This window comes from Sporotomaculum syntrophicum (genome assembly GCF_009932395.1).
In the GTDB taxonomy this organism is placed as follows: Bacteria; Bacillota; Desulfotomaculia; order Desulfotomaculales; family Desulfallaceae; genus Sporotomaculum; species Sporotomaculum syntrophicum.
This window is the reverse complement of record NZ_LSRS01000003.1, coordinates 893699-917762: the sequence shown is the minus strand read 5'-3', so window position 1 is coordinate 917762 and position 24064 is coordinate 893699. Positions and strand designations below refer to the sequence as shown.

22 protein-coding genes are annotated in these 24064 nt (G+C 45.6%); 15 read left to right on the top strand and 7 right to left on the bottom strand.

What is annotated here, in order from left to right; genetic code table 11:
- Window positions 1–39: 39 nt before the first annotated feature.
- From epsC to cysQ, 4 genes are all read left to right on the top strand, one after another.
- Window positions 40–972, top strand: coding sequence for a serine O-acetyltransferase EpsC (epsC, locus tag SPSYN_RS09315; protein ID WP_161822167.1), 933 nt, complete (start codon window positions 40–42; stop codon window positions 970–972).
- Window positions 973–1228: 256 nt separating this feature from the next.
- Complete coding sequence (locus SPSYN_RS09310) at window positions 1229–1876, top strand: N-acetylmuramoyl-L-alanine amidase (protein WP_161822166.1); 648 nt, start codon at window positions 1229–1231, stop codon at window positions 1874–1876.
- Window positions 1877–2431: 555 nt separating this feature from the next.
- Entirely contained in the window at window positions 2432–2746 is a 315-nt protein-coding gene (locus SPSYN_RS09305; RefSeq protein ID WP_161822165.1) for a hypothetical protein, read from the top strand.
- A gap of 156 nt (window positions 2747–2902) precedes the next feature.
- On the top strand, window positions 2903–3712 hold the full coding sequence (gene cysQ, locus SPSYN_RS09300) for a 3'(2'),5'-bisphosphate nucleotidase CysQ (protein WP_243152980.1): 810 nt from the start codon (window positions 2903–2905) through the stop codon (window positions 3710–3712).
- A gap of 212 nt (window positions 3713–3924) precedes the next feature.
- Here cysQ and SPSYN_RS09295 read toward each other — a convergent pair whose 3' ends face one another.
- Complete coding sequence (locus SPSYN_RS09295; RefSeq protein ID WP_161822164.1) at window positions 3925–4392, bottom strand: (4Fe-4S)-binding protein; 468 nt, start codon at window positions 4390–4392, stop codon at window positions 3925–3927.
- A 239-nt stretch (window positions 4393–4631) separates the two neighbouring features.
- On the opposite strand from SPSYN_RS09295, the gene galE reads away from it, so the two are divergent.
- Together galE and SPSYN_RS09285 are read left to right on the top strand one after the other, a co-directional pair.
- Window positions 4632–5624: a UDP-glucose 4-epimerase GalE gene (galE, locus tag SPSYN_RS09290; RefSeq protein ID WP_161822163.1), complete on the top strand. Its 993-nt coding sequence runs from the start codon at window positions 4632–4634 to the stop codon at window positions 5622–5624.
- A 61-nt stretch (window positions 5625–5685) separates the two neighbouring features.
- Window positions 5686–6168 carry a ferritin-like domain-containing protein gene (locus tag SPSYN_RS09285; RefSeq protein ID WP_161822162.1) on the top strand — a complete coding sequence of 161 codons (483 nt, stop codon included), beginning with the start codon at window positions 5686–5688 and terminating at the stop codon, window positions 6166–6168.
- A gap of 76 nt (window positions 6169–6244) precedes the next feature.
- Here SPSYN_RS09285 and SPSYN_RS09280 read toward each other — a convergent pair whose 3' ends face one another.
- Together SPSYN_RS09280 and SPSYN_RS09275 are read right to left on the bottom strand one after the other, a co-directional pair.
- Window positions 6245–7984, bottom strand: coding sequence for an aldehyde ferredoxin oxidoreductase N-terminal domain-containing protein (locus tag SPSYN_RS09280; protein ID WP_161822161.1), 1740 nt, complete (start codon window positions 7982–7984; stop codon window positions 6245–6247).
- Window positions 7985–8010: 26 nt separating this feature from the next.
- Complete coding sequence (locus SPSYN_RS09275) at window positions 8011–8415, bottom strand: 4Fe-4S binding protein (RefSeq protein ID WP_161822160.1); 405 nt, start codon at window positions 8413–8415, stop codon at window positions 8011–8013.
- 519 nt (window positions 8416–8934) lie between these two features.
- On the opposite strand from SPSYN_RS09275, the gene galU reads away from it, so the two are divergent.
- The 7 genes from galU (at window position 8935) to SPSYN_RS09240 (ending at window position 17479) form a co-directional block, all read left to right on the top strand.
- Complete coding sequence (galU, locus tag SPSYN_RS09270) at window positions 8935–9882, top strand: UTP--glucose-1-phosphate uridylyltransferase GalU (RefSeq protein ID WP_161822159.1); 948 nt, start codon at window positions 8935–8937, stop codon at window positions 9880–9882.
- Window positions 9883–10023: 141 nt separating this feature from the next.
- Window positions 10024–11412, top strand: a complete 1389-nt coding sequence (locus SPSYN_RS09265; RefSeq protein ID WP_161822158.1) for a UDP-glucose dehydrogenase family protein — start codon at window positions 10024–10026, stop codon at window positions 11410–11412.
- Between the two features lie 44 nt (window positions 11413–11456).
- Entirely contained in the window at window positions 11457–12500 is a 1044-nt protein-coding gene (locus SPSYN_RS09260) for a GDP-mannose 4,6-dehydratase (RefSeq protein ID WP_161822157.1), read from the top strand.
- A 29-nt stretch (window positions 12501–12529) separates the two neighbouring features.
- Window positions 12530–13456 carry an LCP family protein gene (locus tag SPSYN_RS09255; protein ID WP_161822156.1) on the top strand — a complete coding sequence of 309 codons (927 nt, stop codon included), beginning with the start codon at window positions 12530–12532 and terminating at the stop codon, window positions 13454–13456.
- Window positions 13457–13476: 20 nt separating this feature from the next.
- The gene (locus tag SPSYN_RS09250; protein ID WP_161822155.1) at window positions 13477–14223 is read left to right on the top strand and encodes an NYN domain-containing protein; all 747 of its coding nucleotides are present in this window, start codon (window positions 13477–13479) and stop codon (window positions 14221–14223) included.
- Window positions 14224–14728: 505 nt separating this feature from the next.
- Entirely contained in the window at window positions 14729–15262 is a 534-nt protein-coding gene (gene spoVT, locus SPSYN_RS09245) for a stage V sporulation protein T (protein WP_161822154.1), read from the top strand.
- Between the two features lie 294 nt (window positions 15263–15556).
- On the top strand, window positions 15557–17479 hold the full coding sequence (locus SPSYN_RS09240) for an aconitate hydratase (protein WP_161822153.1): 1923 nt from the start codon (window positions 15557–15559) through the stop codon (window positions 17477–17479).
- Between the two features lie 61 nt (window positions 17480–17540).
- Here the strand turns inward: SPSYN_RS09240 and SPSYN_RS09235 are convergent, their stop codons facing one another.
- Window positions 17541–18224: a manganese catalase family protein gene (locus tag SPSYN_RS09235; RefSeq protein ID WP_161822152.1), complete on the bottom strand. Its 684-nt coding sequence runs from the start codon at window positions 18222–18224 to the stop codon at window positions 17541–17543.
- 371 nt (window positions 18225–18595) lie between these two features.
- On the opposite strand from SPSYN_RS09235, the gene SPSYN_RS09230 reads away from it, so the two are divergent.
- Window positions 18596–19933: a butyryl-CoA:acetate CoA-transferase gene (locus SPSYN_RS09230; RefSeq protein WP_161822151.1), complete on the top strand. Its 1338-nt coding sequence runs from the start codon at window positions 18596–18598 to the stop codon at window positions 19931–19933.
- Between the two features lie 216 nt (window positions 19934–20149).
- Entirely contained in the window at window positions 20150–21640 is a 1491-nt protein-coding gene (locus SPSYN_RS09225; protein ID WP_161822150.1) for an FMN-binding glutamate synthase family protein, read from the top strand.
- Window positions 21641–21687: 47 nt separating this feature from the next.
- Here the strand turns inward: SPSYN_RS09225 and SPSYN_RS16210 are convergent, their stop codons facing one another.
- The 3 genes from SPSYN_RS16210 to SPSYN_RS09215 all read right to left on the bottom strand — a co-directional run bounded on the left by SPSYN_RS16210 (window position 21688) and on the right by SPSYN_RS09215 (window position 23984).
- Window positions 21688–21810, bottom strand: a complete 123-nt coding sequence (locus SPSYN_RS16210) for an OadG-related small transporter subunit (RefSeq protein WP_279279252.1) — start codon at window positions 21808–21810, stop codon at window positions 21688–21690.
- A gap of 17 nt (window positions 21811–21827) precedes the next feature.
- A complete protein-coding gene (locus SPSYN_RS09220) occupies window positions 21828–23096 on the bottom strand; it encodes a sodium ion-translocating decarboxylase subunit beta (RefSeq protein ID WP_243152979.1) in 1269 nt (422 codons plus the stop codon).
- Between the two features lie 144 nt (window positions 23097–23240).
- Window positions 23241–23984 (bottom strand): TerC family protein, encoded by a 744-nt coding sequence (locus SPSYN_RS09215; RefSeq protein WP_161822148.1) that lies wholly within the window; start codon window positions 23982–23984, stop codon window positions 23241–23243.
- Window positions 23985–24064 lie beyond the last annotated feature (80 nt).

The following is a 24064-nucleotide window of genomic DNA, read 5'->3' as shown; positions in this document are numbered from 1 at the left end:
GCCATCCTGATTTTATGATAACAACATGAAGGTGTAAATATGAGCAAACTTGACCCACAAAAAATCAATAACCTGGTTGAATCCATCGTAGCCGGTTACCGGGTAGAACCGCAGGAGGCGCTGAAGTCTTTTGCTCAGCCCAAACGAGACGCCATCATAAGAATCATCCTGATGCTCCGGGAACTGCTGTTCCCAGAATATTACGGGCAGCGGCATTTAGTGACCACAGCTATTCAATACCACATCGGCGACCTGCTTATGCACCTGCATGAGCAACTGCACGAGCAAATAATCTTAGCTTTGGAACACCGGCCTAACCTTAACGCGGTAGGCAGTATTGCCGACCAGGCCGATGAGATTATTTATAAGTTTTTAAGTACTATACCGGAACTGCGCAGTACTATAGAACTGGATGTACAGGCGGCCTTTGATGGGGATCCCGCGGCTGTGGATAAACATGAAATCATTTTGGCCTACCCTGGAATATTTGCCATTAGTGTTTATCGGATGGCTCATGAACTACATCTGTTATCTGTTCCGCTTATTCCCAGAATCATGACCGAATACGCCCATAACGTAACCGGAATTGATATCCACCCCGGCGCCACTATAGGCAAATACTTTTTCATTGACCATGGCACAGGAGTAGTAATTGGTGAAACCACCACCATTGGCGATAACGTGAAAATATACCAGGGAGTTACCCTGGGTGCTTTATCCCCCCGGGAAGGCCAGAATTTGCGCGGTGTAAAGCGTCACCCGACCATTGAAGACAATGTTACTGTCTATTCCGGTACTTCCATCCTGGGTGGTAATACCGTCATTGGCAAGGGCGCAACCATCGGCAGTAATGTCTTTTTAACTAAATCAGTACCCGCCGGCACCAAGGTAAGCATCAAAATCCCGGAATTAATGTTTAAGGGCTTGTCTCCTGATGAATCAAGCCCGGAATATATGGAATTGGATATTTAGTCAACCCGCGTTAGCAATGCACTCACGATATGGTGGGTGCATTACTTTTTTTTTGCCTTCTTCTAATTTTCTTTGTATTTACAATATTCATAAGATTATTGCTATTCAGCTCAGCTAATTATATAATTATAGCATCATGGACATGTTATTAAATCTAAACAACAAATTTCAGCAGTCAGTGTATTTGTTGATAACAAGTATTTGATTAACCAATCGAAAAGCTGTTGAATAGAATACCTACAGGGGGTAGGGATAAATGAACATTACCGAAATTAACCACAATTTTAATAGCGCATTGGTTCAGCGAGTTGCCACCAGGCGAATTATGCTCCATCATTCAGACAGTCAGGGCGATGAGGATGCTGCCACCATACATCGCTGGCATTTATCCAGGGGCTGGGCTGGCATTGGTTATCACTTTGTCGTTATGGGCAGTGGAGAAATTCAGCGCGGTCGCCCGGAAAACACAGTGGGTGCACACGCGGAATCCAACAACAGCGATAGTATTGGTATCTGCCTGGTGGGTAATTTCTCCAGATGGGAACCTTCCCTGGCGCAGTTGGACTCATTGGTATGGCTTATTAAGTATCTGGAGAGTAAATACGGTAAGCTAAAAATTCAAAGTCATCGTGATGTTAACCCCACGGAGTGCCCGGGCAGCAAGTTTCCCTGGGAACGCCTGCAAATCCTCCTTGGGAATGCGCCCAAGCCTGACCCACATGTTGTGAAATTAATGCTGAACGGAAGGCTTCTGGAAGTTGAGGAGCCGCTGCGTGTTGTGGATGGGCGTGCCCAGGCTTTTCTATCGGGTAACTGGGTGCAATTGCGTGATGTAGCCAATTTATTAAATGCGGATATCCATTGGGATCAGGTTACCAGGACAGTAAACATTGTAATTAATTAATTGGAGGTGTTGCTAATAAAGCAAAAACCAATTCCCTGAAAAAAACAAATACAAGCTACAGGGTCATTAAGTATGAGCATTCCGCTGTATATTTTAAGCCCGTCAAACTCGCGGATAAAGCGGGAAGGTGTACGTTATTGTAGCACCATCAATCTACTCTGGCCAATTGGTTTTAAGTTGATTGAACCCAATTTAAGAGAAGTATTCAAAACAATGCAAAAAAAAAGATTAAAAATCCAGTAGATTTTTGATTGACTTGGTCGATACTATGATTGACGCCCATGATAAGCAGCATATCTCCGAATCAAAGGGAAACTATGCCAGGACGATAGGAATCCCCACGGTTATTAATATTAACGGCATTGACAAACAAATCAAGACCTCAAATTTTGATATTACACTGGCAGAGAGCCTGTTATTATATGGAAGTAGCAATGCAGTGGCAAAGCTTTTCTGAAAAATCGGGACTTTGAAGAATGGCAGAAGAAGAATAAGTACAGGCAGTAGCAATTGCCGGACCGGTACGGGTAAAATATATAAAGGAGGATATCGAAGATGGCAAGAGTCGCAAATTACAGCATTTTATTTTACGGCGGCGCTGAAGGTTTCCAAAAAAATCGAGCTCAGATTCAGTTAAGTGATGAGTCGGGCAATACGATTGCTTTGCTCCGGTTTTATGATCCCAATGCTGTTATTGAATCAGATTTTGTCGATGGCGATATTATTAGAATGCATCTTCCTGCGTGCATGCTGCAGACTGTCATTGATGTCCTACGAAACGAAAAACCAATTAATGTCTACTACATTAAAGGGCGAGGATTTTTGGGTACCACCAACGAACCTGTTGGTGAAAGCGAATGCATGTCCTAACTTAACCGAAAATGATTTGGTCGTCGCTTACCAGGCAACAAAGCCGCCCTACCTGCAGAATGACTTCATTGGGTGGTATCCCGGGCAAAACGGTAGGAAACACAATTAAAGCGTCTGCAGTAAATGCTGGATGATCTGCAAGGTGGTAATATATACATGAGCATGGACTGGGGTTATGTAAAATATACTAATGGCATTGTACTGAACATATTAAAAAATTTGGCCACCCAGGCAGGTCAGGCAATCATGGGAATTTATGCAACTGATTTTGCTGTTCAAAGCAAAGAGGATAATTCGCCTGTAACCATAGCAGATCAAACGGCCAACGATATGATTACTAAGGGGTTAAAGAAATACTTCCCCAAGTATGCAATTCTTTCTGAAGAAGCAAAAGATGATCTAACTAGATTGATGAATGACTATTGCTTCCTTGTGGACCCACTAGATGGTACCAAGGAATTTGTTAAGCGGAATGGTCAATTCACGGTGAGCATTGCCCTTACATATAAGAATAGATCAGTTTTAGGAGTCATCTATGCTCCGGTTATGCAGCAGATGTATTACGCTGCCAAGGGTGATGGGGCCTACTTAAAAGACTTGGCCACCGGTGCAGTCAAGAAGCTGAGCGTTACAAATAAATTAAATGAGCTGATCTGGGTGGGCAGTGAGTCTCACTCCTCGGCCAAAGAAGAGGAGCTCATTGCTCAACATAGATCATTAATCAGTGAGGTTATCCAGGTAGGGAGCTCACTAAAGGGCTGTATGGTAGCAGAAGGAAAGGCGGATGTCTATTATCGCTTTGGTGTGACAGCTGAATGGGATACTGCAGCAATGCAATGTATTGTTGAAGCAGCAGGAGGTATCTGCAGGCAGATGGACGGTTCTGAAATGCTTTATAACCGTAAGCATCACCTACAGGAAAAGGGTTTTTATATGGTCAATAGAAAAGAAAATATCTGGGTTTAGTCTGCAGGCAAAAAAATTACCCTGGGGCTCTATTGAGCTAACTAGGTGGTATTTATATGTTTCTCATCGTATCAGTAAAACCAATACTTTGCATGAACCCATACGCTTAATTCGAATACTTCCGGCCGGGATTAGTGGCAAGGCAACGATAGCATGAAGAGCTATACGGCTAGCAGTATGATTAAAGAGACGCCTGGGCTTTGTTAGCCGTGTTATTTCTGATCCACCTGCCAGCCTTGCTTGTGATGCTCTCCATCACAAAAGGGACGGTTTGCAGACAAGCCGCAGCGGCACAGCACCATTTTAGCGCCTTCCTTAAGCGTTTTTCCATCAAAATTTATTGCTACAGCCGAGCCCTCGATAAGCAAGGGGCCGTTGGCGACTACCCGGATCTTGACTATGGCCGGGTTGGCTTGTTCATAATTGAGGCTGCCCACACCGGTGGCTTTATGGGGGTTTACCCGTGAACCCTTCGGCAGGGAATATCTCAGGGCACCCGAGGGGCATTTGTCTATGCAACTGATGATGTCCTCCGGCTCAGCTGCATTAATATTAATCCAGGGGCTTTTATCTACGTCGAAAACCTGCGGTAAAGTCCTCAGGCAGATGCCAGGGTGCGAGCACAATTCAGGATACCAGTGAACGGTCAGCTGCTCATTCTCATAGCGGTACTCTTTCATCTAACCAATCCCTTCCTAACTTCTTTAAATTATTGTAACACGGAGCAATTTATTTTTCAAACTTATTCCAAAGCCCCCGCAATTTGGCCCAGTCAGGACTAATTAGTTAAATGGTGTGGTAGTGTGAATTTGTCGGTCAAACGATAATATAGCTACACGGGGACAGCTAATCGGCATATAATAGATACAGGCTTTGAGAAATATTAGCTGTATATGTACCAGAGAGGTTGATTTTACATATGAATATACTGGTTACCGGAGGGGCCGGGTTTATCGGCTCCCATACTTGTGTAGCTCTGCTGGAAGCGGGGCATACTGTGATAGCGGTGGACAACCTGAGCAACAGCAAGGCTGAGACGATCGACCGGATCAAACAAATCACGGGGCACGACGTTCCCTTTTACCAGGTAGATGTGACGGTTGCAACAGCGGTGGAGCAAATCATGGCAAACCATTCAATTGACGGGATTATTCATTTTGCTGGCTTTAAGGCGGTGGGGGAATCTGTGGCCAAACCCCTGGTTTATTATTATAATAACCTGGTCAGCACAATGGTGTTGGCAATGGCCTGTCAGAAATACAGTGTCAACCGGTTTGTTTTCAGTTCGTCGGCCACTGTGTATGGTGAGAATGAGGTGCCTTTTATCGAGACGATGGACTTGCTACCCGCCACTAATCCTTATGGAGCAACGAAAGCTATGAGCGAGCGCATCTTAACTGATGCGGCCGGGGCAAATCCAAAGTTGTCCGTGGCTTTGTTAAGGTATTTCAACCCGGTGGGGGCTCACGAGAGCGGCTTGATTGGTGAAGCGCCCACCGGGGTCCCCAATAACCTGATGCCCTATGTAACCCAGGTGGCCAAGGGCAAGCTTGAGAAGTTAAGGGTGTTCGGCGGCGATTACCCAACCGTGGATGGGACCGGGGTCAGGGATTATATCCATGTGATGGATTTGGCGGAGGGGCATGTGGCGGCACTTAATCATTTAACCGCGGGGGTGCATATTTATAACCTGGGTACTGGCCAGGGAACTTCGGTTTTGCAGCTGGTCAAGACCTTTGCGGAAGTGAATGGCATTGACGTGCCCTATGTCATAGTGGACCGACGGCCTGGCGATATTGCCGAGTGCTATGCTGATGCCTCCAAGGCCAGACGGGAGCTTAACTGGGCCGCTAGGCGAGGTTTGGCCGAAATGTGTCGTGATGCCTGGCGATTTGAGAAAAGTATGGTTTAACTTATTATTACATGCTATAATGTACTAAATAATAATTTAATTAAATAAGAGGTGAATAGCTATGGCATGGAGCGTGATTAATTTCAGCGGTGAAGAGATTGTTAAACTAGCGGTAGCCGTTGAGCAGCAAGGGCAGAAATTTTATGAAATTGCTGTAGACAAGGTTGGCGACCCAGAAATCAAAGAGATGTTTACCGCCCTGGCATCGGAAGAAAAACAGCATATCATCGACTTTGAAGCGCTGGGTATTGGTCTAGGACAGGAGTTCGTTCCTAATGAAAGCTATGTGAATGAATATAGCAACTATATGCATGCGTTGATTGACAACCATGTGTTTAATCATGACAATGTTGACAAATTGGCCGCAGGTGTCACAACAGTAAGGGAAGCCCTGGCGGTTGCTATGCAATTTGAAAAAGACTCCATCTTGATTTTCCAGGAACTATACAATGTGGTGGATGCTTCGGGCAAAGACATCATCGGCAAAATTATTGATCAGGAAAAACAGCACATTCGTAAAATTGCTACGGGTGGGCTGTTTTAAGTAACTTAATACTGCAACTTTAAAAGTAATTCCCTGCCGGGGTTAACCAGGTAGGGAATGCTGTTTTTTTAGCGAGTTATATCCCAGCCTGGCTGCGGTACATATTGATCATGTCAGCCAGGATTTCCCGGTCTAGCTCCTGGCCCATAGCAGGGGTTTCGAAAAAGCGGTTGGCAAAGTTTAAATTACCCGGGTTGTAGCCCAGCTGTAGCCGGATTTGGTTTTTCAAGCGAAATACCTCGTCACCTAGTTTTTCCAGCCCCTCGCCGGTCATGTTGATGCGTACGCAGGCGAGGGCTGCGCAGATATTTTCCCTGGTGTAAACTTCTCTAGCGAAAAGACAAACACAGAGGCTATTCAGCACATTGCGCCATTTTTCCTCGGCTATAATTTCCCGAACGACTTGTTCTCGGCTTAAGTTGTTGCGCAATGCCTTCTGATCAAAGGAGTAGCCGCTATTATCCAGGTGGGAATGACGTGGTCCTAAGGCTAGACCAACCAGGTTGCCATAACCGGTGTGATAACCGGCCATTTCATGGTTGCCTAAGGTGAGCGCGTAGTCCAACCCGCCCAGTTTCTGCGCCGCCTGGTTGGTGCCGCGCGCCAGCAAGCGGTAGAGTTCGTTGGGCTGACTGACTATGTTGTCCATTATCTTCATGTAATTATCTACGTTGTTAAACGCAGGTTCAATACCAAGTGCTTCTTTTGTTACAATATTCTTTTGATAAGCTTCCGTCAGCCAGGCCAGCAGCACACCGGTAGACATGACGTCCATGCCGGACTGTTCTACATAGTCAATTAAATCAAAAATTTGCTCCTGAGTAGATATACCCAGCATAGTGCCCAGGGCGTAAATTGGCTCATAATCGTAAGCTATATAAGTTGATTCATACTCGTGCCCTTCGGCAAACAGTTTGCGCCTAACACCGATGTGGATGCAGCCCACCGGGCAGCCTGTACAGGCAACTTTACGTACCAGGGTGTCCCGGGCAAAGGCTTCCCCGGAGATAGCCTGGCTCCCTTCAAAGGTATTTTTTTGTAAATTCTCTGTGGGCAGTGCTCCCAGGGCGCTCAAGGCGGCGATATTTCCGGAAGTGCCCAGGCCGTGGTATTTTTCCATAATATCGGTGTTTACGGCTAGGTGATAAATGGTATCGTAAACTTCCCGGTATTGCTTGGGGTCGGGGATGGGTTCGGAGTTGCCACCGTATATGACGGCTGCCTTAAGCTGCTTGGAACCGAATACTGCTCCCAAGCCCAGGCGCCCGAAATGCCGGTAAGTGTCCACGTTAACATTGGCAAAGGCCACCAGGTTTTCTCCTGCCGGCCCGATGCGCAGGCAGCTGCGAAAGCCCTGCCCGGGTGAAATTTGGCGTAGAATACGCCCGGTTTCATCTGTGGGCATCCCCCACAGGGGCGTGCCATCCTTAAAGTCGACCCGGTTAGGCCCAATGCTTAAATAAACAGGGCGCTCTGCCCGGCCGTGAATAATGATAGCCCGGAAACCGGCAAAGCGCATGGCAAAAGCAATACGCATACCGGCGTGGCTTTCTCCCCATTCGCCGGTCAGCGGGGAGCGGAACGTGGCTACTGCTTTGGTGGCCATCGGGAAGATTGCTGACAGTGGTCCGCACGTTATTATGATGGGTTGTTCTTGAGCCAGTGGTGGTTTATCGTAAGCTACATATTCGGCATACAATTTGGTGGCTAACCCCGTGCCGCCTAAAAATGGTGCCAGATCTTCCCTTTCCTTTACTTGAAATTTTTTATCAGTTAGATTTATATCCAGTATTCTGATAGAGGATGTTCTGGTCATTTAAAGACCCCCTTGCTATATTGGCGTTAGACCTCGTGCATGGAAAGAACTTCATGGGGACAATATTTCACACAGGTACCGCATTGGATGCAGATGATCGGCTGTTTATTGTCTTCGTCAAAGCGGATCGCACCCACTATACAGGCTTCCACGCATTTTTCACACCCGATACATCTATCCTTATAAAAACGCACTCCGCCACCCCGGCGGGGGGTCAAGGCATTGCAATTACAGACTAGAGCGCAGGGGGGATCTGTGCAGCCGCGGCAGATATCAACCACGAGTCTGCTCTGTAAGCCACCGACACTTCTAATTTGGATCGCAGCTTTGCGGGGTGAAAAATCATGCTGCAGCGTACGTGCACAGGCTAGCATGCAGGAATAGCAGCCGATACATTTTTTCATTTGGTCTGCACGCAGTAATTTCGGCATTTGTTTCCTCCCCTGTATAAAAGTTTATAAAGGTGGGCTAATTATGCACCCTAACTTTTTTTACGATACCGGACAGCGCAGCTACGAACTTTTAGCAAAAGGGTTATTTTAAAAATTTAAAGAGTTTAATGAATAATCTATTATTAAACATTATAGCACTTTGCCTATACTTTAGGTACTTTTTACTTGAGCAAATTTATGGTTAGCCTGGCTGGCAGTAAGCTGGGCGAAACCGGAAAATATTGCATCTAAACTTTAATTTAACCGTTGAAAATCTGATATAATATAGTCATAAGCACAAAAGAACTAGGTGATTTTTTAGCTGGTCTTAACAGTAACTTGTGCTTAAGGTAAATAGAATGATTTTTCATTTATCTTCTCAGGCCGGTGCAATCCAACCAATTAAGTAACCGAAACAATACCATAAGGAGCATGCTCACTTTAATTAATTATTACTATATTGTAGTTTTAGAAAAAAATTGCAGAAAGACAGCGTCAGGAAATAAGGAGGGTTAGATCATGAAAGTACGTAAGGCAGTTATACCGGCAGCTGGTTTAGGTACTCGTTTTTTACCGGCGACCAAAGCGATGCCTAAGGAAATGTTGCCCATTGTAGATAAGCCTACGATTCAATATATTATTGAAGAAGCGATTGCTTCAGGTATTACTGAAATTTTAATTGTTACCGGGAAATGTAAAAGAGCTATTGAGGATCATTTTGACCGCTCGGTTGCACTTGAACTGGAACTGGAAAGAAAGAATAAACATGATTTACTTGAAATAGTTAGGAACGTATCTGAGATGGTGGATATTCATTATATTAGACAGAAAGACCCCAATGGCCTGGGACATGCCATCTATTGCGCTCGTACATTTATTGGCAACGAGCCTTTTGCGGTACTCCTGGGAGATGATATCGTACATAATAGCCATACTGAACAACCTTGTTTAAAACAGATGCTTGATGTATATGAGCAATACCCGGCTTCTATTCTGGGTGTACAGGAAGTAGCTCCACAAGAAGTCAGCAAATATGGAATTGTTGATGGTACGTTAATTGCCGACCGGGTTTATCAGGTCAAAGGGTTAGTGGAAAAACCGGCACAGGAAGAAGCCCCATCCCATATGGCTATCTTAGGCAGGTATATCATCAATCCAGGCATTTTTGACATTCTGGAGCATACCGAACCGGGTATAGGTGGCGAGATTCAGCTTACTGATGCTTTGAAAGAGCTGGCTCAGCAAGAGATTATGTATGCCTATAATTTTCAGGGTATAAGGTATGACGTGGGAAACAAGCTGGGCTTTTTAGAAGCTACAGTTGAAATGGCTTTGCGGAGGGAAGATTTGAGAGAGGAGTTTTTGGGGTACATAATGAAGGTTGTGGCTAGGGAAACCGGATGGGGGCAGGAGGCAGCTGCAGCCAGGGTAAGGGGCGAGGCTTTGATGCTAGGCAGGATTCTTTGAAAATCTTTATTTTTTCATTGAAAAGATTTCTAATGTAATTATCACTATAAGCTGTTAAGACGGCTTAAGTTCGTATTGGGTAGAGCAACTAAACGCTATTTTTGTATATATACAAATCTAGTTAAAGCGAGGTATAGTGTAATGCAGCTCCCCCAGAGCTTTAAAATTTCTGTGGCCGGTACAGGTTATGTAGGATTGGTGGCCGGCGTGTGTTTTGCTGAAGTTGGTCACCAGGTTACCTGTGTGGATATCGACAAAGATAAAATTGATATGCTCAAACAGGGCATCTCTCCCATATATGAAGCTGACTTAGAAGAGTTGATGCGGAAAAATTACGCTGCAGGCAGGTTAACTTTTACTACTGATCACGTACGGGCTTACAAAGATGCCGACGCGATCTTTATTGGTGTCGGCACCCCTGAGCAGCCCGACGGTTCCGCTAACTTGTCTCATATTGCCACTGTGGCCAGGCAAATTGCCGAAGCCATCGAAAAGGATTGCCTGGTGGTGGTAAAATCAACCGTCCCGGTAGGTACGAATGATAAAGTGGAGCAGTTTATTCATGATTTCCTGGTGCATGATGTTATAGTAGAGGTGGCCAGCAATCCCGAATTTCTAGCTCAGGGCACGGCGGTACGGGATACCCTGGAGGCAGCTAGAATTATTATCGGCACAGAAAGCCGGTGGGCTGAAGCCATGCTGATGAAGATATACGAACCTTTTAATCTGCCCATTGTTTCGGTCAGCAGGCGGTCGGCTGAGATGATCAAATATGCCTCTAATGATTTTCTTGCGCTGAAAATATCCTATATGAATGATATTGCCAACCTTTGTGAGCTGGTAGGTGCAGATATTCAGGACGTAGCCCGGGGCATGTCCTTCGATGAGCGAATTGGCAGCAAATTTTTAAGTGCGGGTATTGGATACGGGGGCAGCTGCTTCCCCAAGGATACCAAGGCGCTGGCCTACCTGGCTAGGCAACATGGCTATAACCTGCGGACAGTTCATGCTGCCGTAGAAGTAAATAATGATCAGAAGACCCTTCTTTATAAGAAAGCATCCAACCGGCTGATCACTTTTGATGGCTTGAAAGTGGCGGTACTGGGACTGACATTCAAGCCTGGAACAGACGATTTGCGGGAAGCCCCGTCCCTGGCCAATATCCCTTTGCTATTGGAGCGTGGGGCAAAAGTTTACGCTTATGACCCTGTGGGACGAGCTAATTTCAGTCAGATGTACCCGGAAGGTGAGTATAATATTAAGTATGTAGACCGGCCGGAAGAAGGGTTAATCGGTGCTAACGTCTGCTTTATATTTACCGAGTGGGATGAGATTAAAGCTGTGCAACCGGCAGACTATGTTGCGCTGATGCGCACGCCATTGGTCTATGATGGCAGGAATATTTACGAAATTACCGAGATGCAGGACGCGGGAGTGGAGTATTATTCTATTGGCCGTGCGGCAGTGGTAAGCAAAGATGTTAAAACCGGCAGTGCGAGGAAATCAGGTCATCGCCAGATCATTGCTTAACAAATGTGCCGGGTAATATAAGCTTAAAGGAGCAGGCTTTTTAGATGAGAGCGGATTACAGGGAATTAGATACAACCAAGACCTATCTAATTACCGGGGCAGCAGGGTTTATCGGCTTTTGGCTGGCCAAATGCTTGCTTGCAACGGGCTGCCGGGTGATTGGTGTAGATAATCTCAACGACTATTATGAGGTCTCCTTAAAACAGGCCAGGCTGGATAGTCTTACACAGACGGAAAACAGTAGCCTGTTTACCTTTCTCAAGGGTGATATTGCGGACCAGGAGTTTGTAAATACTATATTTAACTTATACAAGCCCCAGATTGTAGTTAACCTGGCAGCCCAGGCAGGGGTGCGCTACAGTATTGAAAATCCCGGTGTTTATATACAGAGCAATATCATCGGTTTTTTTAACATTCTGGAAGCCTGCCGGCATTCCTATACCGGGGCACAGGGTGTTGAACACCTGGTCTATGCCTCTTCCAGCTCTGTTTACGGGGCCAATAAAAAAGTACCCTTTGCAGAGGAGGATTGTGTTGATCACCCGATCTCCCTTTATGCCGCTACAAAAAAATCTAATGAGCTGATGGCTTACACTTATAGCCATCTTTACCAGATACCCGCTACTGGTTTAAGGTTTTTTACTGTTTACGGGCCGCTTGGCCGCCCTGATATGGCCTATTTCTCCTTTAGTCGGAAGATTATGAAGGGCGAACCTATTACTGTTTTTAACCACGGTGAAATGTACCGGGACTTTACCTATATCGATGATATCATTACCGGTGTGGTAAGGATACTGGGTAACCCCCCTGCTAAAGCCGGCGTGCGACACAAGGTATATAATATCGGCAATAATAACCCCGAGCAGTTGATGTATTTCATTAAAACCCTGGAAAAGGCATTGGCTCAAACCACCGGGAGAAACATAGCGGCGGACAAATTATTTCTGCCCATGCAGCCCGGAGATGTGCTCAGGACCTGCGCAGACACTGCCAAGTTGGAACGGGATTTTGGTTTCAAACCCAGCACCAGTATTGAGGAAGGGCTGCTCAGGTTTGCTGAATGGTTTACAAGTTATTACGCTTATTAATGTGGATTAAAATAATGGAGTATGACTTTATGTTTAAAAAAGCTGCTTTGTTGGTCTTATTATTTATAATAATCCCTTCTGCTTTTGCCTATAGTTTAATCAATAAAATTGATCATGTTCGGATAAATAAAACAGATAAGGCCTTAGGGATAAAAACAGCCGATGGAACTAACCTGCCCAAGCAGGAGGGTATTGTCAATATAGCGCTGTTTGGCTTAGACAGGTACCAGCGAGCACAAAATGGCCGTTCTGATACTATTATTATCTGTACAATTGATTTTGCTCAGCAAACCATAAAGATGTCGTCGATAATGAGGGATTTAATTGTCCCTATCGAAGGCCATGGTGAGGATAAGATTAATCATGCTTATGCTTATGGCGGCCCCCAGTTAGCCTTAAAAACGATTAATCAAAATTTTAATACGAGCATCAGTGATTTTGTTACCGTTGACTTTCGCACCTTAAAGGAGGCTGTTGACGCGTTAGGCGGTATTACTATTGATGTGCAGGATGAGGAAAGAGAAATTATCAATGATTATATGGATGACCGGTCAAAGTACATAACTAAAAGTGGGAAGCAATTATTGGACGGCGAACAAGTTTTGGCCTATGTCAGTAATCGCAAATTTGATAATGATTTTGTGCGCATTGATAGGCAAAAGGAAGTACTGGCCGCTGTATTTAATAAGGTGCAAAAAAATGGTTTAACTAGTTTACCTAATTATGTTGCCCGGATACTACCGTACGTGGAAACAAGCATGACTAAAACGGCCATACTTAATCTGGGTATGAGTTGTTTTACGCAACAGGTTAACATCCTGGAGCATGAAAGGTTTCCCCAGGATGGGTACTGGCAAAATGCTAATATAGCCGGGGTCTATTACTTGCAATCTGACCTTGCCGCCACAAAACAACAACTGCATGATTTTATATTGAGTGATGCCCGAGCCCGGTAGGGTCCAGGAAAGGATAGCATATGGAAAGTGATAAGAAAATTGCGGTTTTAATTGATGCTGATAATGTGTCGGACAGGTATATCAAATATATAATTGCTGAGATCTCTAACCACGGGATACCTACATATAAGCGGATATACGGGGATTGGACGACACCCAGGCTGTCTTCCTGGAAAAAGGTACTGCTGAACTATTCCATCACCCCGATTCAGCAGTACAGCTATACCATAGGTAAAAATGCAACTGATTCGGCCTTGATTATTGATGCGATGGATATACTGTATTCAGGAAACGTTGATGGTTTTTGCATTGTTTCCAGCGATAGTGATTTCACCAGGCTTGCTGCCCGCTTACGGGAAGCCGGTATGTATGTAATTGGTATGGGCGAGAAGAAGACGCCGACACCTTTTATATCGGCTTGTGAAAAATTTAAATATTTGGAGGTCTTGGCTTCAGTAACGGCCACTGCTTATGAAGCTAAAGTTAAGAAAGCAGAAAAATTGGAAGATGTGCAAGAAGGCATGGCCAGTATCGATGAACTGATTGAAACTATCCGGGTAATTGTCACCGAAACTTCAGACGATAATGGCTGGGCATTTTTAGGCGAAGTAGGGAAGAAGTTGAATAAACGTTATCCGGATTTCGATACCAGGAATTATGGGTTTGCCAAACTTACCCCACTAATCTCGTCCTTAAAGCAATTTCAAATTCAGTCGCGAAAGTCCAGTCATCCCCATATAACGCATACTTATATCAAGAACAGGTAGGCAGCCAGGTGCGCACATTATAATGCACAAAAGGGTTCTAGGCTAAATTAAGCCTGGAACCCTTTTGTGCATGTTCATATTTTATATAAAAAATAGCAGTGACCGTCCGGCTATAAAAGAGGTTATGGGTGGGTAATCAGGAAAGGACCATCGGAACCACAATGAAAACCAGAATAATGCAAATTATTGATACCCTCAGGAATAATTTTCTGGCTTCCAATCTATACTCCTTTTAAATCATATATCAACACAGGAGAGAAGTAAATAACAGAAGCTTTGAAGGAAATCATCTAACGTCGTTTTTTCTAAAAGTTTCCTATATTAAGAAGAATTATGTATAATGGAAGTTAGACAGATATACAGCAGGTGGTTAATTATGGGATTTTAAGGAATGGATTCTTTTTACTCACATACTTTCATATTTTTCTACTAATGATAAGTTTATATCGGAAAATCTACTCTACTGTCATGCGAAATATATAATATCAATCTAAAGGAGGATAATATGAAAGCTACTGGAATCGTCAGAAGGATAGATGACTTAGGCCGGGTTGTAATTCCCAAAGAAATCAGGCGCACGATGAGGATTAAAGACGGTGAGCCACTGGAAATCTATGTAGACAGGGAAGGGGAGGTAATATTAAAAAAATACTCACCCATTACCGATTTGGGTCAGTATGCCAAGGAATATGCCGATTCTCTGCATGAGGCCATCGGTTATATTGTCTGTATTGCTGACCGTGATGAAATTATTGCTGTTTCCGGCGGTTTTAAAAAGGATTTACTAAAGAAGCCAATCGGGACTGTACTGGAAGATATTATCCAAAGCGCTCAAGCGAAGACCTTGCAGGAGGAACACAGTTTAACTGAAGACGAGCGGGTAATTTTTAAAAGCAGTGTGATTGCTCCCATCGTGACGAATGACCATGCTATTGGTGCCGTTATTATTACCACTAATGATGATGTGCAAATGGGCAATCTGGAAAATAAGCTGGCTGAAACCGCAGCGGTTTTCCTGGCCAAACAAATGAAGGATTAAATGATATTTCAATTTGGAGATGCGATTTGGCTTAGCCGGGTTGTCATAGCCCGGTTTTTTTTATGTTTTTTTATGCCTGCTGTAGGCCTGTTTTTCCGGTAAGGAAGGGCTATCTGACGAAAGGATTTTGAGGGTCAATGTGGAACATTAATATGGATATTTCTTTGTCGCTAGCAGCAGCATTATTGTACCAGGCTGGCTGTTAAGTGAATGAATTATTTTAAATTAATGTTAATTGATTAAAGTGCTGCTTTTTAGATTATATACGGCGTGACAAGAAAGGGAGTGGGCAAAATGGGCCAAAATATGACCAGGAAAATTATTGCAGCTCACCTGGCGGAGGGTGAGATGATACCAGGGCAGGAAATTGCGTTGAAGATAGACCAGACCCTCACTCAGGATGCTACGGGAACTATGGCTTACCTTGAATTTGAGGCTATCGGTATTCCTGCTGTGCGGACCGAGCTTTCAGTCAGCTATGTGGATCATAATACCTTACAAGTGAGTTATGAAAACGCGGATGACCATAGGTTTTTACAAAGCGCCGCCGCTAAATTCGGGGTCAAATTCTCCCGCATGGGCAATGGCATTTGCCATCAGGTACACCTGGAGCGTTTTGGGGTGCCGGGCAAAACCTTGCTGGGTTCGGACAGCCATACCCCCACCAGCGGCGGCCTGGGTATGCTGGCCATCGGGGCAGGCGGGCTGGATGTGGCCACGGCTATGGCCGGTTACCCTTTTTATGTAAGTATGCCCCAGGTGGTCAATATACACCTGTATGGTAAGCCGGCTCCCTGGGTGACCGCCAAGGATATTATCCTGGAAGTGCTCAGGCTGCTCACTGTTAAAGGCGGGGTGGGTAAGGTAATGGAGTATACTGGGGAGGGGGTGTCATATCTTAGTGTGCCTGACAGGGCAACGATTACCAATATGGGCGCGGAGCTAGGGGCGACTTCGTCCATCTTCCCCAGCGATGAGGTTACCGCCAGGTTCCTGGCCGCCCAGGAGCGGGCCGGTGATTTTGTGGCCCTGGGACCAGACCCGGATGCTGAGTATGATGAAGTGCTGGAAATTAACCTGAGTGAGCTGGAGCCGTTGATTGCACTGCCGCATATGCCGGATAATGTAGTTAAAATTGCCGATGTGGCCGGCCGGAAAGTGGACCAGGTGTTTATCGGCAGTTGCACCAACTCATCCTATACCGATTTAATGCGCGTGGCAGCTATTCTCAAAGGGAAAACAGTGCATCCCGGGGTGAGCCTGGTGATTGCGCCTGGCTCGCGGCAGGTGCTGGTGAGTTTAGCGGCCAACGGTGCACTGACCGACCTGGTGGCTGCGGGAGCGAGGATGTTAGAGTGTGCCTGCGGACCGTGCGTTGGTGTGGGTCAATCTCCCTGTTCTGCGGGCGTGTCCTTGCGTACCTGCAACCGTAATTTTGAAGGGCGCAGCGGTACCGTGGACGCCAAAATCTACCTGGTGAGCTGTGAAGCTGCAGCTGCAGCAGCCCTGACCGGTGTCATCACCGACCCCCGTGATCTGGGCGAGCCGATTAAGGTTGAGATGCCGGAAAAGTTCCCGGTGGATGACCGGATGATAATTGTGCCGCCGGCTAACAGGGAAGATGTGAGTATAGTACGTGGACCCAACATCCAGCCGTTGCCTGTGGCCAGTTCATTGCCCGGGGAAATAAAGGGCGAGGTACTGCTGAAGGTTGGGGACAACATCACCACTGATCATATTATGCCTGCCGGTGCTAATATTATGGCGTTGCGCTCCAACATCCCGGCTATTTCTATGCACGCCTTCGAACGGGTGGATGCCACTTTTGCCGAGCGGGCACTGGCCGCCGGAGGTGGTATTATCGTGGGCGGTTTAAATTACGGGCAGGGCTCCAGCCGGGAGCACGCTGCGCTGGCACCGCTGTACCTGGGTATTAAGACGGTGCTGGTTAAATCCTTTGCCCGGATTCACATGCAGAATCTGGTGAATTTTGGCCTGCTGCCCCTTACCTTTGTTAATGATGAGGATTATGACACTATTGACCCCGGTGATGTGCTGTTGCTTGAGGATGTTCGGCAGGGTCTGGTCACCAATACGCTTACAGTACGGAACCTCACCAGAGACAAGGCTTATCCGGTAAAACACAGCCTATCCGAGCGTCAAATCGAGATTATGCTGGCCGGTGGACTGCTGAAATACGTTAAGGAGCAGGTATAAAACGTAAAAAAATGCCCCGAAGGGCGCGTGAGTGCAGATTTTTACTGAGCATATTTGGGGCTTATTGAGTTGAATTGGAGCTTTGAAAGCTGGGTGCTTGCGGGTTGCTTACGCTGAAGTGATTAACTCCCGGCGAGGACAAGTTAAAGTACAGCCGGGCATCTTCATCTACGCCCCAGTCTCTATTGGAACCAGTGGCCTGGATTTTTTGGAAGGCCTGCCGGAACATGGTGTTATGGGCTTCCTCGCGGTTTAACAAGAAGTCAATCATTTGCCGCACATACTTATCGTTGATTTGCCGGTGTAAGTATTCGTAAACCACCTTGGCTCGCTGTTCGGCGGCGATATTGGACAAGATGTCGGCCGGTAAATCTCCGGTTACATTGACATAAGCTGCGCTGAAGGGAACCCCTGAGCCATTAGTTAAATAAGGCGCCAGGCCGGTTAAGACATTGGCTTCGATGTTTCCACTTGGCTGGCTTCCACCGGCGTCAATATCGTGACCGTTTAACAGGTTTACGGATGAAGCTACCATTTCCATATGACTTAATTCCTCACTGGCGATATCCAGGAATAAATCCTTGATTTCAGGGTCTTTGATACGGAAGCTTTGTGAAATATACTGCATGGCGGCTTTTAATTCGCCATTGGAACCACCTAGCTGTTCCTGCAGCATGGTGGCATATTGTGGGTTAGGCCGCTCTACCCGTACCATTTCTAATAGGTTTTTATCGTGTTTAAACATAGCAATCACCTCTCTATAATGTTTAGTTTAGTATGCCATAGCCAAGTGATATATATGTATTTGGCCGCCCGGCTGGTGCGTGATAAATGTTGCGTATGTATACGGTGTAAACTTTGTAGACAACTATTAATCAGTTAATTACCTCTGTATAAATCTTATTCGTTATAGTATGTTTAACCACGTTGACAATCAAATTAGCTAGCTTTGTTGGTTAGCTGAATCCTGAACGAATTGTTGTTTGGTATAATATTTGCAACTATAATGATAGATTTGTGAGTTCAGACACCATTTTTAGCAGCGTCCATGATGAAGTGAATGCTGCCATTAAATAGGAGAACTAGAATAATCACTATTATTGGGGAGGGTATTTAATGTCTTTTGTGGATCAGTACAAGAACAAATTGATTTCTGCTGCTGACGCGGCGAAAATGGTTAAGTCCGGTGACTGGGTAGACTACGGTTGGTGTTTAGGGCATTCTTTTATAGTTGATAAGGCTATTGCAGAAAGAGCAAGTGAACTGACCGATGTTAAGTTCAGAGGCGGCGTAACCATGTGGATGCCGGAGGTAATGAAAGTAGAAGATGCTGCCGAGCGTTTTACCTGGAACTCCTGGCATTGCACCGGGGTTGACCGCAAGATTATTGACATGGGCTGTGGTTTTTACTCACCCATGCGCTATTCTGAATTACCCGGTTTTTACCGGTACTGTGTAGAGCCAATTGCAGTAGCTGTCTGCCAGGTAACACCGATGGATAAGCATGGTTACTTTAACTTCGGTCCTCAAGCCTCGCACCAGATGGCTACTTTCGATAACGCCAAAATTAAAATAGTTGAGGTTAATGAAAATATGCCCCGCTGCTTGGGTGGCACTGAAGTAGCTATTCATGTTTCTCAGGTTGACTATATTGTTGAAGGCCCGAACCCGCCTATTGCGCAGTTAGGTGCTGCAGCCCCTAACGAAGTTGATCAAAGGGTTGCACAATTGATTGTGGAAGAAATACCTAATGGTGCTTGTCTACAGCTAGGCATTGGTGGTATGCCCAATGCTATAGGTATGATGATCGCTGAATCAGACCTCAAGGATCTAGGTGTGCATACGGAAATGTATGTTGATGCTTATGTGGACATGGCTGACAACGGTAAAATCAATGGCTCCAAAAAGAATATCGATAAAGGTCGGCAGACCTATGCTTTCGCTGCGGGTACGCAGAAATTATATGATTATATCAATGATAATCCTGAAATGATGAGTGCCACGGTTGATTACACCAATGACCCCAGGGTAATCGGACAGTTGGATAACTTTATGTCCATTAATAATGCAGTAGAAGTTGACCTGTTTGGCCAGGTCAGCGCTGAATCTTCCGGATTCAGGCAAATCAGCGGTACTGGCGGGCAGCTTGATTTTGTAATGGGCGCCTATTATTCCAAGGGTGGTAAGAGTTTTATTTGCTTATCCTCGGCTTATGGCAAGAGTGAGTCGATGCAATCTCGCATCGTTCCTACCCTGGCTCCCGGGACTATTGCTACCGATACCCGCACCACTACACACTGGCTGGTAACTGAGTATGGTAAGATTAACTTGAAGGGTATGAATACCTGGCAGAGAGCTGAGGCTCTGATCTCCATTGCCCATCCCGACTTTCGTGAACAGCTGATTAAAGATGCCGAGAAGATGAAGATCTGGCGGAGAAGTAATAAAAGATAGTTAATCAACAACCTTATATAATTCGGTGGATGTTTGTCCACCGATTTTTTTTTGCCCCCGCTGAAAATAACCTTCGCGAATATGGTAGATTTCTTGGCAAATATATCAATGAAGTATAGATAAACGGCTGTCATAGAAGAATATATATTAACTTAAGCAGCATAATGAGTTAAACTGCTTTTGCTGCTTAGCATAATTTTTATAAGGATGGCAAACATGTTTGACAATAACAATCTGATGAAGAATATGTTACTCAAGGCTGCCCTGGCATTTATTGGCTATCATGGGGCGGTTTGGGTGGGCAGAAACGTTGTCAACAAAGCGGCAGACAGTTTCGTGCACCGGCTGATGGTGGACGCCTATTCGGAAAACTTATGGGAGATTGTCTCGGCAACTCGAAAAACCGGTCTGCAGAAGATACTTGAAACTAATATCAGATCTCAGGCAGGGAAAATGATCAAGCGCCCTTTGGGCAGTCCAAAGAAACTACCTAATTTTGATGGTATAATGTTTAACTTTGCCCAGTTGCACCGGCTGCCCACCGATGAGGGACTTCCCATCGATACAAGGGTGATCATAGGGCCTTGTGCTAAGAAACCTTTGCAAATTGAACTGCCCATTATGATTTCAGGGATGGCCTATGCTCTTGCCTTGTCGGCTAAGGCTAAAATTGCCCTGGCTAAAGGCAGTAAACTAGTTGGGACGGCTACCAACACCGGCGAGGGACCCTTTCTGCAGGCTGAAAGAGATGCGGCCGGTAAGTTGATTATTCAATATAATCGGGGCAAATGGAATAAGTCTGAGGCGATACTAAAACAAGCGGATGCGATTGAAATTTATATCGGCCAGGGAGCAGCCGGCGGGGTAGGGCATTACATAGAGGATCAAGAAATCGACTGGAAAATAAGACGACAGATGGGACTGGGCTGGGGAGAAAAAGCTGTGGTCCATGCTACCTATCCAGGCATGGGGAAACAGACAGACAAATTTGGGGAACTGGTGGCTTACTTAAGGGAGATTACCGGTGGAGTGCCCATTGGAGTAAAATTGGCGGGAGGCAAATATTTGGAAGCTGATTTAAGCATTGCTCTGTCTGCGGGTGTGGATTTCTTTACCGTGGACGGTAGCAATGCCGGTTCCAAAGGCACCACACCCATTCTTCAGGATGATTTTGGATTGCCCACGCTGTTTGCCTTAGTAAGGGCGGCAGATTTTATTCGCAAGCATGATCTGGGTCAGCAAGTTAGCTTAATCGTATCGGGTGGGTTAGCTACCCCGGGTGATTTTCTTAAAGCCCTAGCCCTGGGAGCGGATGCCGTTTATATTGGCAGTGTGGCTTTATTTGCCATGAATCATACCCAGTCCCTGAAGCCGATGCCCTGGGAGCCTCCTCCGGAGATTGTCTGGTACAAGGGCAAGTATCAAAATAAGCTTGATGTTCATAAGGGAGCCGAAAGCCTGGCTAAATTTTTGCGGTCCTGCAGTGAGGAAATACAAGATGCAGTGCGTGCCCTGGGTAAAAAAAGCATTCATGAGGTTGATAAAAGCGATTTGTTTGCCCTGGATGATTTTACTGCCCGGGTGGTTGGCATACCGGTAGGTTACCGGGAAACAGATTACCAACCACATTATGAATCCAGGCCTGGTGTGCCTGCTTTCAGGCAGATTGATGAGAAACGTAGAAACAAAAAGCCTCATGGTATTTAATAAACCATGAGGCTTAGCTAATGCAAAAATATTTCAATAACAGCTTATTAATTTTGGAATTTTTTTAATATATTCACTACAATAATTAGAACTCCCAGAGAGGTCATGGTCATTACCAAGCCCACAACCGTGAGCAACCAGCCAAAAGTCATGTTGCCAATAGCTTCCATTAATTATCACCTACTTATTAAATAGTTAAATCCACACCCATAGTTTGTAAAGCGCCGATAATTGCAATCATCACGCTGGCCGTCAGCACAGAACCGATCTGACCGCTGGTGTTTACGCCCATGGCGTGCATCAGCAGGTAATTCTGTGGGTTGGCTTCATTACCCACTTTTTGTGCCACACGGGCTGACATCGGGAAAGCCGAGATGCCGGATGCTCCAATTAGCGGGTTGATCTTTTGTTTTGAGAACAGGTTCATCAGCTTGGCGCCGAAGACACCAAAGGCAGTATCGCCGCAGATGGCAATGAAACCAAGGGCGAAGATACCAAGTGTTTTAGCAGTTAAGAACACCTCACCAGTCATGGTGGCACCTACGGTTAGACCGAGGAATAACGTGGTGATATTGGCGATTTCGTTTTCTGCCGCCTGAACTAAACGCCCGACCGCACCGCACTCTCTCAAGAAGTTACCGAACATCAAAGTACCCATCAAAGCTCCGCCGGACGGAGCAATTAGCAGAGTAACAATGGTGACCACAATCGGGAATAAGATCTTGGTTCTTTGGGTAACCGGGGTAAGCATTTCGTAAGACATGATAAATTCCCGTTCTTTTTTTGTGGTGCACAGTTTCATGACCGGCGGCTGGATAAGAGGTACCAGCGACATGTAGGAATACGCAGCCACTGAAATCGGGCCAAGCAGCGCCGGGTTAAACATAGAGGTTATAAAAATGGAGGTAGGACCGTCACAGGCTCCGATGATAGCGATACAAATGGCTTCCAGTTTTTCATAACCGATAGCCAACGCCAGCATCAGGGTTAAGAAAATACCAAACTGGCCTGCGCCGCCCAGCAGCATGACCCGGGGATTCTGCAGCAGCGGGCCAAAGTCAGTCATGGCACCAATGCCGATGAACAGCAGGCAGGGGAACAGCTCGTTCGCAATACCTGCGTTATAGAGCACGTCTAAAATACCTTCATTAACTACTCGCGCGCCTTCCACGAAGGGCATCAAGCCTGCTTCGCCTAACGCTTCTTGTATGCTATGGTTAAATACATAACCATCACGTGGCACATGGATTAACTCAGTTAGGGGCAGGTTGGCCAAAATACATCCGAAACCAATAGGAACCAGCAACAGCGGCTCGTAATCCTTAGCAGCGCCCAGGTAAATTAATATGCAACCAATCAGGATCATTACCGCAGATTGCCAGGTGAAATGGGTAAACCCGCCAAACACGTTATATAAAAAATCATTGTTTGTTATAACTGCCATAATTGCTTCCATGTCGTTATTACCACTCCCCTCAGTAAAAAATAAAACTAATATAACAACCAGTTAGTTATCGGTAACCGCCCAATTTGTGAAACTTAACAAAAACACAACTAAGGATCAATAACCTATATATAAGTTCGTAAAACACTGCCAATATTATTGACTGAAATCATTTCCCTCAACGGCTGCCACTCTTCTCTTGCGTATCCACCAGCCTACGCCGACAACTAACAACACAACAAACGCCGGAATCGTCCATTCCAAGCTATGAGGCATTAGACCATGGGTGCCTGTTTCCGCATTCCCAAATAAAATCGGTCCAAGTCTTTTGTCGCCGACAAACATTTCTCCGGCAGCATAGCCGATTAAACCGGCGCCGATATAGACAAAGGGTGGAAACTTATTCATTACCCAGACCAGCAACTGACTGCCACCAATAATAATCGGAATACTGATCGCTAGACCTAAACCAACTAAAATCATATAGTGCTCTCCGCCTGCCGCTTTGGCAATAGCCGCCACAGCAAGCACATTATCCAGGCTCATGATCAAATCGGCGATAACAATGGTTTTAACGGCTGTCGCAATGTTACTGGACGCCTCCATGTCCTCCTCGCCTTCTTCATCTGTAAGCAGCTTAATGCCGATGTAAATCAACAGCACGCCGCCGATGGCTTGTAGATATGGGAAGTTAAGCAGATAAGCGGCCACAAGAGTTAAAATAACACGCAGAACAATAGCTGCGCCGCTACCAATAAGGATAGCTAACTTTCTTGGTTTGGGCGGCAGATTTCTGGAGGCAAGGGCAATAACAACCGCATTGTCCCCGCTTAAAATCAAATTAATGAGGCAAATTTGCGCTAAACCGCTCCAAAATGCTGCCGACTGCAAAAATTCCACTAAGGCACACCTCCCCTAGGTTTTAATTTTAAAAAAATGTTGACGGCCGTCGCGCAGGTGTTAGATAAGGAAGGGGTCCC

Excerpts from the sequence above, each read along its gene's own strand:
- SPSYN_RS09280 (WP_161822161.1), bottom strand. The coding sequence starts at position 7,984 with ATGACCAGAACATCCTCTATCAGAATACTGGATATAAATCTAACTGAT.
- SPSYN_RS09225 (WP_161822150.1), top strand. The coding sequence starts at position 20,150 with ATGTTTGACAATAACAATCTGATGAAGAATATGTTACTCAAGGCTGCC.
- SPSYN_RS09285 (WP_161822162.1), top strand. The coding sequence starts at position 5,686 with ATGGCATGGAGCGTGATTAATTTCAGCGGTGAAGAGATTGTTAAACTA.
- SPSYN_RS09265 (WP_161822158.1), top strand. The coding sequence starts at position 10,024 with ATGCAGCTCCCCCAGAGCTTTAAAATTTCTGTGGCCGGTACAGGTTAT.
- SPSYN_RS09240 (WP_161822153.1), top strand. The coding sequence starts at position 15,557 with ATGGGCCAAAATATGACCAGGAAAATTATTGCAGCTCACCTGGCGGAG.
- epsC (WP_161822167.1), top strand. The coding sequence starts at position 40 with ATGAGCAAACTTGACCCACAAAAAATCAATAACCTGGTTGAATCCATC.
- spoVT (WP_161822154.1), top strand. The coding sequence starts at position 14,729 with ATGAAAGCTACTGGAATCGTCAGAAGGATAGATGACTTAGGCCGGGTT.
- galE (WP_161822163.1), top strand. The coding sequence starts at position 4,632 with ATGAATATACTGGTTACCGGAGGGGCCGGGTTTATCGGCTCCCATACT.
- galU (WP_161822159.1), top strand. The coding sequence starts at position 8,935 with ATGAAAGTACGTAAGGCAGTTATACCGGCAGCTGGTTTAGGTACTCGT.
- SPSYN_RS09310 (WP_161822166.1), top strand. The coding sequence starts at position 1,229 with ATGAACATTACCGAAATTAACCACAATTTTAATAGCGCATTGGTTCAG.
- SPSYN_RS09305 (WP_161822165.1), top strand. The coding sequence starts at position 2,432 with ATGGCAAGAGTCGCAAATTACAGCATTTTATTTTACGGCGGCGCTGAA.
- SPSYN_RS09250 (WP_161822155.1), top strand. The coding sequence starts at position 13,477 with ATGGAAAGTGATAAGAAAATTGCGGTTTTAATTGATGCTGATAATGTG.
- SPSYN_RS09260 (WP_161822157.1), top strand. The coding sequence starts at position 11,457 with ATGAGAGCGGATTACAGGGAATTAGATACAACCAAGACCTATCTAATT.
- SPSYN_RS16210 (WP_279279252.1), bottom strand. The coding sequence starts at position 21,810 with ATGGAAGCTATTGGCAACATGACTTTTGGCTGGTTGCTCACGGTTGTG.
- cysQ (WP_243152980.1), top strand. The coding sequence starts at position 2,903 with ATGAGCATGGACTGGGGTTATGTAAAATATACTAATGGCATTGTACTG.
- SPSYN_RS09255 (WP_161822156.1), top strand. The coding sequence starts at position 12,530 with ATGTTTAAAAAAGCTGCTTTGTTGGTCTTATTATTTATAATAATCCCT.
- SPSYN_RS09275 (WP_161822160.1), bottom strand. The coding sequence starts at position 8,415 with ATGCCGAAATTACTGCGTGCAGACCAAATGAAAAAATGTATCGGCTGC.
- SPSYN_RS09220 (WP_243152979.1), bottom strand. The coding sequence starts at position 23,096 with ATGGAAGCAATTATGGCAGTTATAACAAACAATGATTTTTTATATAAC.
- SPSYN_RS09230 (WP_161822151.1), top strand. The coding sequence starts at position 18,596 with ATGTCTTTTGTGGATCAGTACAAGAACAAATTGATTTCTGCTGCTGAC.
- SPSYN_RS09295 (WP_161822164.1), bottom strand. The coding sequence starts at position 4,392 with ATGAAAGAGTACCGCTATGAGAATGAGCAGCTGACCGTTCACTGGTAT.
- SPSYN_RS09235 (WP_161822152.1), bottom strand. The coding sequence starts at position 18,224 with ATGTTTAAACACGATAAAAACCTATTAGAAATGGTACGGGTAGAGCGG.